This window comes from Gilliamella sp. Nev5-1 (assembly GCF_001690895.1).
Classification (GTDB): domain Bacteria; phylum Pseudomonadota; class Gammaproteobacteria; order Enterobacterales; family Orbaceae; genus Gilliamella; species Gilliamella apicola_C.
On sequence record NZ_LZHO01000003.1, the window covers coordinates 1 to 6,067 of the forward strand.

Consider the following 6,067-nt stretch of genomic DNA (forward strand, 5'->3'; position numbering starts at 1 on the left):
GACAGTTCGGTCCCTATCTGCCATGGGCGTAGGAAAATTGAGAGGGTTTGCTTCTAGTACGAGAGGACCGAAGTGAACGCACCGCTGGTGTTCGGGTTGTGATGCCAATTGCATTGCCCGGTAGCTACGTGCGGAATAGATAAGTGCTGAAAGCATCTAAGTACGAAACTAGCCTTGAGATGAGTTTTCCCTGAAGAGATTCAGTAAGGTCCGTTTGAGACTAAGACGTAGATAGGTCAGGTGTGTAAGTGTAGTGATACATTGAGCTAACTGATACTAATGAACCGAGAGTCTTAACCTTACAACTCGGAGTTGTTTTGGAGTTACGCGATAGGATGATTGAAGTTGATATATTTAGAGAGATTGACTTTAAATTGTTTAATAAATGAGAGAGCAGTTTGTTCCGGATTGAGCAATTGCTGTGGATATGAGATAATACATGGTAATTGAGAGAAGAGAAGACAGGATATGTCTGGCGGTAATAGCGCGGTGGTCCCACCTGACCCCATGCCGAACTCAGAAGTGAAACGCCGTAGTGCCGATGGTAGTGTGGGTATTACCCATGTGAGAGTAGGGTGCCGCCAGACTTTTAAATTTAGTGAAGCTCAGCAGCGATGCTGGGCTTTTTTACGTTTGGTATTTTATTTAATGGAGCTCTGATTTGTATAGTAATATCTAGAGCGGATAGTCCGAAGAATAACGGATTGAAGATGATAAGTTGATGTTGAATTGATGTTGGAATGAAATGAGTTCATTAATCATTGATAAAAAACCGAATTATCCATGTCCTATTTACCGCACAGTTCTCTAACTGGAAAAACCAGCCTCAGCTTCTTTTAAAAAGCTACGGTTTGATGTTCAGTCATTTTTTTATAATTAAATCCCCCTTTTGTTTTTATCATAGAGAATTTTCTACTTTTTTACTGTACTATTTTAGAGGAGCAGTTACAAGAGCAATTGAAAGACTCTTCAAAGGGAAAATTCCTAATGAAGCTATTGAAATTATTAAATAGGGTTGATTTTATGCCGGCATTATCTGAATATTCAAATATATCAAACACTGTATTCAATATATTGAATAAAAAAGGGTACCAAATCTGGTATGACGAAAGATTAAAAATGTACTGTGCCGAAAGAAATGGTTGGGATTTTATGGCGGATTCCCCGTCAGGTTTACTAGGTTTAGTTAGTATTTATGAGTTTAAACAACCAGCTATATATAAAGAATATTGGTGGAAAGATGACAATAAAAGTTTACTAGATAATTTAAGTAGAAAAAAACCTAAATACATATCAGTAACAGATAAAAAATAGACCCTGTAAATAAAAATGGATAAAAAAATTAAAAGAGTTAGCGACTGAGTTAGCTAAAAACATAAAAACTCAAGACGATTTGGGTAAATTAACCTGCTTTTTAAATAAACTCATCATTGAGGCAGTGTTAAATACGGAAATAATCCAACACTTAGGGTATGATAAACATCATAAAAAGTTAGGTCGTAATTATCGTAAGGCTATAGTAAAAAAACAGCCATTAGTGATGATGGTGAGTTAGAACTATCCATCTCACGGGATAAAGAAAGCTCATTTGAACCATAGTTAATAAAAAATATTAAACTCAGATTGATAAAATCAACCATCAAATTCTATTCCTGTATGCCAAAGGCATGACCGCACGAGAAATTGAAAAACTTTAAACAGATATATGATGTTGATATCTCTCTAGCCTTGATATCAAAGGTGAGCGATACGGTTAAAAGGCAAGTGATTGAGTGGCAAAATAAACCGTTGGATACGCTTTATCCCATTGTTTACTTAGGCTGTATTGCGGTCAAAGTCAGTCAAGGTGGCTGTATTATCAATAAATTGATTTTTCTAGCTTTAGCCATCAACTCTGAGGGGGGAATAAAGAACTATTAGGATCTTGGATAGCTGAAAATGAAAAGGCTAAGTTTTGGTTATCGGTTTTAGCTGGACTGAAGAATCGAGGAGTGGAATATATTTTAATTACTTGTATTGATAGTTTAAAAAAGTTTTCCTGATGCAATTAACACCGTTTATCCCGTGTCTGTACCTTGCATAGGGTGGGTAATAGTTTAAAGCTTGTTAGTTGGAAATACTATAAAGCATTGCTAAAGGTTTTAAAGCAATTAATCAAGCTAGAACCGAAGAGTAAGCCTTACAAGCTTTATCTCACTTGAATCGGTGTGAGATGAAAAATATAGCTACATAAGTCAATTATGGCGATGTCATTGGGATAATTTGACAGCCTATTCGAAAAATATTTGTAAGGCAATTTACACCATCAATGCCATAGAATCACTGAACAGCATCATTCGCCATGCTACAAAAAACGCAAGTTTTCCCGACGGATGATTCGGTGAAAAATGTGATTTATTTAGCTATCCGACAAGCATCAAAAAATGAACTATACCGATCCAAAACTGGAAAAGCGCAATGAGCCAGTTTATTGTAGAATTTGGTGACAAAATTACCCGTTACCTCTAACTGGCAAATACACAAAATTGAGGATAGGGTCTTTTCTATCGGTTAAGACACTTCTCCATAATCATTTTTCAAGACATTATATTTTAGTTGTAATTCTTAATTCTATAATAAAATTATATGGTTAGTATTATTTGTGTTGAAAAATATGTCATTCGATATATTTCCCTAAATGATAAATATCAGTTGCCTCGTTATTCATTTCTAAAGAGCCTAAAGCACCTAAATCCAAACTATATATATTATCAGACTCATTATTTTTCTTGACGTATATAAAATAGCCTACATCACCATCTTGACCTATTAAAAAATAATTGGGTGCAATGTTTTGTATACTATGTACATCATTTCTTTCTTGAATGTCATATATGTTATATATGTATATATATTCTTCTTTTTCAGTGGTTAATTCATACGGCTCTTTATCTTGAACCTCTTCTGACAAAAATCGTACATATAAACTTGGAAATTTGATATTCATTTCTTTTTCAAGAGTATACAATATTTCTATAATTGATTTCTTTTCCATAAAAAATTTACCATTCAATTAATATTCTATAAGTCAAAAAAAGGATTATTTATATTAGCATTTCTAATGCTATCGAAATATTTGTAAGAATCATTTAACGCTTTTTTGCTTGTGCTTTAGGTACACCGGCGTGAAGCATTTCTCTGTAACTTATATTGAATTCTTGTTTTAAGGTTGTATTCCATTCTCCATTAAGTGAGTTTCTAGTTCTTTGCGCATGACTAATGTTAGCATGTAGTAAACCAGAAAAAGATTGTAATAATGCCGCTGGTGCAACATTTCTTCGATAACTAGTTATATTTCTTTTAGTCCAAGCAGCTTGTATTGGATGATGGCTTTGTACGAATGCATCAGATCTAGTGTTTTTATGGCCTGAAGCTCTATTTGCATTAGGCGATAAGTTACCATGTATGTTTACATCGCCTTTTTTATATCCATTTGGAGCTTTACATATTAATCCCTACGATTTGATTGGCGGATATTGATACAGATTAAATCTACCCAACAGTCCAATCAAACCCAGTTGTGTAAAGCGTCCTATATCCAGATTATCGTACCTGAAAGTATTGTAATGTAAACTGGTTTCACTGTCTAAACATTGTCCTTGATATCTGAGATTCTGTTGTATCGGTAAGTTCTTCCCGACAGCCGTGCAGATTGGTGTGGAAATAGCGGATATGTTGTTCTTGGTTGCCGTCTGTGCCTATACGTGCTAGCGGTTCGTAGCTGTTCTGGTCGGTATAGATATATAGGCTGGTAGGATGATTCAGGCCGGTTTTCTTAATTATTGTTAAGCCATCTCACAAGAAGTAGGTATGGTTGTAGAGCTCGCTTTATTTTGATTTTGAGGTATTAATCAGGTCGCTTAGTCACAGAATATATATACATTTAAACCATTATTAAATGATTTTTCCAGAAAATCAATAAAATGAATAATTGATTCAAGCTGTAGCTTTTTTGTTTTAATAAGGCTTTCTAATTCTTTTATTAAGGGCTGAATTTCTCCATATAAAATAGTAGTATCAGCATAGTAATCATCAAATTTTTTTATTATTGGGTATTGATTTAATGGTATCGCATTATTGAATAATAAATCATGATCAGATTTTCCAAGTGAAAATATCGGTGTGTTTTCATCTATTTTCTTTTGATTATTTGATGCCATAAAATCTAAAGCCATAAATACCTCATGTTCTAATTGGATGGGATTGTTGTAACCTTGTCTACTGTGTTTTTGGCTTACCAGTCGTTTAGAGGTATCGTAAAAGAAATTTTTTACTTTTTTTAATGATGAATTCATTAATCATAGACACCAATCTCTTCTGCTTTTGCAATTAGCTCATCTTGCAATGAACCTTGTATTTCTTCTCCATCATACTCAAGCATGAAATCACCACTAATATTCGGTGGGAAATGTGTACCGTCTATGGTTCCAAAAACCGCAGACATTGTATCTACTATTACTATACGCAGAAAATTAAAAATCTTTTCTTGGTCTTTATCTGATAGCTTTGTGATAATACTTCTTGCTCTTGCAAAAGGATCATTAACGTTTGTAGATTCACTTGAATCACTTAAATGAATTTTATAATATTCAAGTGCATCATCTAAAAGTTCAGATAAGAGTGAGGTAACTACTAATTCATCTTTTCTTATTTTACCCATTTAACAACCTCTTTTTCTATTAGGTTTTGCTTTATTCATTTCTGGATACATTTCTTTATTTTTGGCGATTAATTTCTGAAAAGCGCTATTGGGTATTTGTGGGTAACCCCTTCTTAGCTTACGTATATCTCTAGCTAATAACTTTCTAATACTACTAAATTGTTTTCCTGTTTTAGAGTTAATTTTACTACGTGCAACAATTTCAACTTCATCTTTTTTAAGGAGCCTATGTTCTAGCTCTGGGAAATAAAGTAGCAGGGATCATACCCTTTGACAAGATTTTGCATAATTGCTTTTTGCCTTATATGGTGAGCATTCATTCCTAAATGATCAACCCAAGTCAACCCATTAGGCGTATACTCATACAGTTTAAACCCAGCAACTAATCCAATTGGGGCGGGCATAGTCAATATCCTACATCCGAATCTGAAAGTTTTGTAATGCAATCTGGTTTCTCTACCTAAATATTGTCCATTATATCTAAGGTTTTGCGCTACTGATTCCGTGCTCAATTTCCTGAATCCGTTTACTCCAGAGCTGGTAGCGGCATACTCTCAGTATTTTGCTATTTGAATCGGTTAACTTTTCCGGTTTTATACCTAATATATATGTTGCTATCTTTATGTTAAATATGGTTCTAAGTAAAAATCACTATCTACGAAACAATACTCTAGCCAATATCCAGATTCTTTACTGTATCCCTGTAATATAAGATTATTTTTTTCAATAAATATTTTCTGAATATATTCAAAAAACTCTAATTCATGTCTAAGTAACTTTTTTTGTTCAAAACTATTATTCAAATCATTGACAATAAAAATGTTTGCTTGGAAAAATGACCAATTAAAAACTGACAAACTAATATTACTGATGTACTGTTTTTTCTCTAGATCGTAGACTGACTCAAAATATATCTTAATTTCATTAGAAAATATTTTAGTCTCCAAAATATTACAATCTGCTATTTCTATATGTTGTATATTCATTTTTTAACAACTTATTTTTTTATGATCAGCCAGTGACTTTGAATTGGTATGTCCACACTTTTTAGTACCAAAAAGATAAGGTCATAGATTCATTTTATATTCAATGGGTGACTGGTAATTTAAAGACGAATGGAGTCTATTATAATTAAACCAATCCACATAGTGATTAAATTGTAGCCTGAGCTGTTCAAGTGAATCAAAAATCGTGTTTGATACAAATTCAGTTTTCACCGCTTTAAATGTTGCTTCAGCAACGGCATTATCATAAGGGCATCCCTTATGGCTTAATGAACGCTCAATGCCAAATTCCTTTAAACATTCATCAAGTAGATGATTATCAAATTCTTTTCCTCTATCTGAATGAAATAACTCAACTGAATTT

The 6,067-nt window shown here is 33.4% G+C and carries 9 protein-coding genes, 2 rRNA genes and 1 pseudogene; 4 read left to right on the forward strand and 8 right to left on the reverse strand.

Translation table 11 applies throughout. The features are described from left to right. The 4 genes and pseudogenes from A9G41_RS00120 to A9G41_RS00135 all read left to right on the forward strand — a co-directional run. Nucleotides 1–301 (forward strand): 23S ribosomal RNA (locus A9G41_RS00120); the annotation flags it as partial. Nucleotides 302–471: 170 nt separating this feature from the next. Further along, a 5S ribosomal RNA gene (gene rrf / locus A9G41_RS00125) occupies nt 472–587 on the forward strand. Nucleotides 588–987: 400 nt separating this feature from the next. After that, on the forward strand, nt 988–1,314 hold the full coding sequence (locus A9G41_RS00130) for a hypothetical protein (protein ID WP_218057934.1): 327 nt from the start codon (nt 988–990) through the stop codon (nt 1,312–1,314). A 19-nt stretch (nt 1,315–1,333) separates the two neighbouring features. Then, nucleotides 1,334–2,508 (forward strand): annotated as a pseudogene (locus A9G41_RS00135) (IS256 family transposase). A gap of 148 nt (nt 2,509–2,656) precedes the next feature. Here A9G41_RS00135 and A9G41_RS00140 read toward each other — a convergent pair. The 8 genes from A9G41_RS00140 to A9G41_RS00160 all read right to left on the reverse strand — a co-directional run. Continuing rightward, nucleotides 2,657–3,034, reverse strand: coding sequence for an SMI1/KNR4 family protein (locus A9G41_RS00140; protein WP_065582008.1), 378 nt, complete (start codon nt 3,032–3,034; stop codon nt 2,657–2,659). 94 nt (nt 3,035–3,128) lie between these two features. Continuing rightward, nucleotides 3,129–3,488 (reverse strand): hypothetical protein, encoded by a 360-nt coding sequence (locus A9G41_RS14865; protein WP_218057935.1) that lies wholly within the window; start codon nt 3,486–3,488, stop codon nt 3,129–3,131. A 6-nt stretch (nt 3,489–3,494) separates the two neighbouring features. Then, complete coding sequence (locus A9G41_RS14870; protein WP_218057936.1) at nt 3,495–3,713, reverse strand: RHS repeat-associated core domain-containing protein; 219 nt, start codon at nt 3,711–3,713, stop codon at nt 3,495–3,497. 186 nt (nt 3,714–3,899) lie between these two features. Beyond that, complete coding sequence (locus tag A9G41_RS00145) at nt 3,900–4,334, reverse strand: hypothetical protein (RefSeq protein WP_065582009.1); 435 nt, start codon at nt 4,332–4,334, stop codon at nt 3,900–3,902. Next, entirely contained in the window at nt 4,334–4,699 is a 366-nt protein-coding gene (locus A9G41_RS00150; RefSeq protein WP_065579970.1) for a hypothetical protein, read from the reverse strand. The genes A9G41_RS00145 and A9G41_RS00150 overlap by 1 nt, the downstream gene beginning before the upstream one ends. 233 nt (nt 4,700–4,932) lie before the next feature. Then, nucleotides 4,933–5,211 carry an RHS repeat-associated core domain-containing protein gene (locus tag A9G41_RS13740; protein ID WP_141675184.1) on the reverse strand — a complete coding sequence of 93 codons (279 nt, stop codon included), beginning with the start codon at nt 5,209–5,211 and terminating at the stop codon, nt 4,933–4,935. 108 nt (nt 5,212–5,319) lie between these two features. Continuing rightward, on the reverse strand, nt 5,320–5,685 hold the full coding sequence (locus A9G41_RS00155; protein WP_065582010.1) for a hypothetical protein: 366 nt from the start codon (nt 5,683–5,685) through the stop codon (nt 5,320–5,322). An 81-nt stretch (nt 5,686–5,766) separates the two neighbouring features. Continuing rightward, the coding region (locus tag A9G41_RS00160) for an integrase core domain-containing protein (RefSeq protein ID WP_143425378.1) at nt 5,767–6,067 on the reverse strand (301 nt) is incomplete at its 5' end.